Source organism: Kitasatospora sp. NPDC091257 (genome assembly GCF_044757675.1).
In the GTDB taxonomy this organism is placed as follows: domain Bacteria; phylum Actinomycetota; class Actinomycetes; order Streptomycetales; family Streptomycetaceae; genus Kitasatospora; species Kitasatospora lactacystinica.
Map to the genome: position 1 here is coordinate 1 of NZ_JBIVVI010001129.1, position 2949 is coordinate 2949.

At 73.9% G+C, this 2949-nt stretch carries 3 protein-coding genes; all 3 read left to right on the forward strand.

Features of this window, described 5'->3' with window-relative positions; all coding sequences use genetic code 11:
- The first annotated feature begins 87 nt into the window (after positions 1 to 87).
- Positions 88 to 876: a LysM peptidoglycan-binding domain-containing protein gene (locus ACIQOV_RS35305; protein ID WP_401054928.1), complete on the forward strand. Its 789-nt coding sequence runs from the start codon at positions 88 to 90 to the stop codon at positions 874 to 876.
- Positions 873 to 2651, forward strand: coding sequence for a VgrG-related protein (locus ACIQOV_RS35310; RefSeq protein ID WP_401054929.1), 1779 nt, complete (start codon positions 873 to 875; stop codon positions 2649 to 2651). The genes ACIQOV_RS35305 and ACIQOV_RS35310 overlap by 4 nt, the downstream gene beginning before the upstream one ends.
- A gap of 123 nt (positions 2652 to 2774) precedes the next feature.
- A partial coding sequence (locus tag ACIQOV_RS35315) for a PAAR domain-containing protein (RefSeq protein ID WP_401054930.1) occupies positions 2775 to 2949 on the forward strand: 175 nt, incomplete at its 3' end.

Consider the following 2949-nt stretch of genomic DNA (forward strand, 5'->3'; position numbering starts at 1 on the left):
CACCGCCCATCCGGCTCACCGGGCCGGCCCGGCCCACCCGATCCACGGAATCCACCCCACAGCCCGACCCACGGAAGGAGCACCAGGATGTCCCCGGCGGTCCCCGCCAGCGTCACCCGGGCCCAACTGACCATCATGGAGCCACCGTCCACGGTCGGCGCCCAGCCCGGCGGCACGCTCGCGCAGCTCCGGCTCCAGTTCAACCCGGCGACCCTGGTGCTGAGCAAGACCACCGAGTGGCGGCGCACCCCGTCCCGGATGGCGGGCGAGTCCGCGCTGCCCGAGTTCGTCGGCAGCGGTCCGCGCTCGCTCTCCCTCGACGTGTTCCTGGACTCCACCGCGACCCACGACAACTCGGTGGAGCGGGCGGTGGAGCAGCTGATGACGGCGTGCGTGCCCACCCCGGCCAGCCTGGCGCGCAAGACGCCGGCCAGCCCGTGGATCCGGCTGGACTGGGGCACCCTGAAGACCACGTCGTTCAACGGGGTGCTGACCGGCCTCTCGGTCACCTACTCGCTCTTCGACGTCGACGGGAAGCCGCTGCGGGCGGTCTGCTCGCTGACCATCGACGAGGCGAGCGTCGACCCGGCCGGACAGAACCCGACCTCCGGCTCGCCGGAGGCCCGCAGCACCCACCGGGTGATCGCCGGCGACAGCCTGCCGATGCTCGCCTGGCGGGCCTACGGGGACGCCACCGCCTGGCGCGCCATCGCGGAGGCCAACGACATCGACGATCCGCTGGCGCTGGTCCCCGGCGCGGAGCTGATCGTGCCGGGCATCGAGGAACTCACCCAGAGCCACACCCAGAGCCACACCCAGAGCCACACCCAGAGCCATACCCGGAACCAGGAACCCACCCAGGGCGGACGGCCATGACCACTCCCGAGGCCCGCGGCGGCCGCTCCTTCGCCGCCGACCCCGTCGTCGAGGCGCCGGGCCCGCTGCCGCCGATCTGGGTGACCCAACTGGTCTCCTGCGACATCGAGGAGAGCGTCGGCCTGCCCGACACCGCGGTGCTGTCCTTCCGGGACGCCGACCACACCTTCCTCTCCGCCACCGGGATCACCATCGGCACCCCGCTGAAGGTGTCCGTGGTCACCGTGCAGGGCAACACCCGGGCGCGGCTGTTCACCGGCGAGGTGACCGCGCTGGAGCTGGAGGTGGACACCACCGGCTCGTACACCGTGGTGCGGGCCTCGGCGGTCACCCACCGGCTGATGCGCGGGCGCCGGGTGAAGGCCTTCCGGAACATGACCACCGCCGACATCGTCCGCCAGGTCGCCTCGGGCGCGGGCCTGACCTGCGGCACGGTCGACTCCTTCCCCGTCGTCCACCAGCAGCTCTCGCAGGCGAACGTCCCGGACTGGGAGTTCCTCCAGTTCCTGGCCCAGGAGAGCGGCGCCCAGGTGCGGGTGGACGACGACGGGAGGCTGGAGTTCGTCCGGCCCGACCCCGCCTCCGGCGCGCCGGCCCCCTCCACCCCCGCGCCGCAGAACCCGCTGGTGCTGGAGTACGGCCGCAACCTGCTGGAGCTGCGCGGCGTGCTGACCGGCGCCGGGGGAGCGGACACGGTCGAGGCGCGCGGCTGGAACGTCACCACCAAGAGCGCCCTGGTCGCCACCGAGCCGGCGGTGACCTCCCGTACCGTGCAGCCGGGGATGAGCCCCTCGGTGGTGGCCTCCGCCTTTCCCGGCCGGTCCCGGCTGACCGTCGCCGACACCCCGTACCGCACCCAGGCGGAGACCGCCTCGGTGGCCCGGTCGCTGGCCGCCTCGGTGGCGGCCGGCTTCGGCGAGCTGGAGGTGGTCGCCGAGGGCAACCCGCGGCTGCGGGCGGGCACCGCGGTCGCGCTGGGCAACGTCGGCGCCGCCTTCTCCGGCCGCTACACCGCCACCGGGGTGCGCCACCTGCTCGAACCGTTCCGCGGCTACCGCACCACCGTCGTGGTCAGCGCGGCGCCCGACCGCTCGCTGGCCGGGCTGACCAGCGGCGGCAACGCCCCGCCGCGCGGGCCCCGGATGCCCGGCCTGGCCGTCGCCGTGGTCACCGACGTCCGGGAGCCGGGCGGCGGGCAGCGCGGCTGGGTGAAGCTCAAGTTCCCCTGGCTGGACGACACCTACGTCTCCGACTGGGTGCGCACCGTGCAGTGGGGCGGCGCCGGGGGCGGCGGCGTGGTCAGCCCCGAGGTCAACGACGAGGTGCTGGTCGGCTTCGAGCAGGGCGACCTGGACAGCCCGTACGTGCTGGGCGGGCTCTACAACGGCGTGGACCGGCCCTCCCCGCACGACGTGCCGCTGGTCGACGGGGCCTCCGGCAAGGTCAACCGCCGCTCGGTGGTGTCCCGTTCGGGCCACCGGATGGAGCTGCTGGACGTGCCGGGCGGCAAGTCCGGTGTCCACCTGGCGAGCGGTGACGGGAAGTTGGAGGTCAGCCTGGACCAGCAGCGCGGCGAGATCGTGCTGACCGTCCACGGCCTCGGCGGCGCGGCCGGCAGCACGGTACGGCTCTCCTCCTCCGGCATCACCCTGGACGCGGGCACCGGCGCGGTGAACGTGCGCGGCGGATCGGTCACCGTCCGGGGCACGACGTCGGTCACCGTGGACGGTGGCGCCGAGGCGGTGCTCAAGGGGGCCTTCGTCCGGATCAACTGAGCCGCCGATCGACCGGAGACAGACCGGAGACAGACCGACGATCGACTGATGGAACGTCAAGAACCAATGGCAGTATGGCGAGTGCCCGCGAACACCGGGCACCGCAGGAAACGGAGACCGCAGATGCCCCCCGCAGCCCGGACCGGCGACATGACCGACCACGGCGGCGCCCTCACCACCCCGCCGCCGGGCGCCCTCAAGGTGGCGACCGTGCTGATCGGCGGCCGCCCCGCCGCCGTCGTCGGCACCGTCCACGCCTGCGTCGTCCCCCCGCACCTGGCCCTGGGCCCCGGCAACC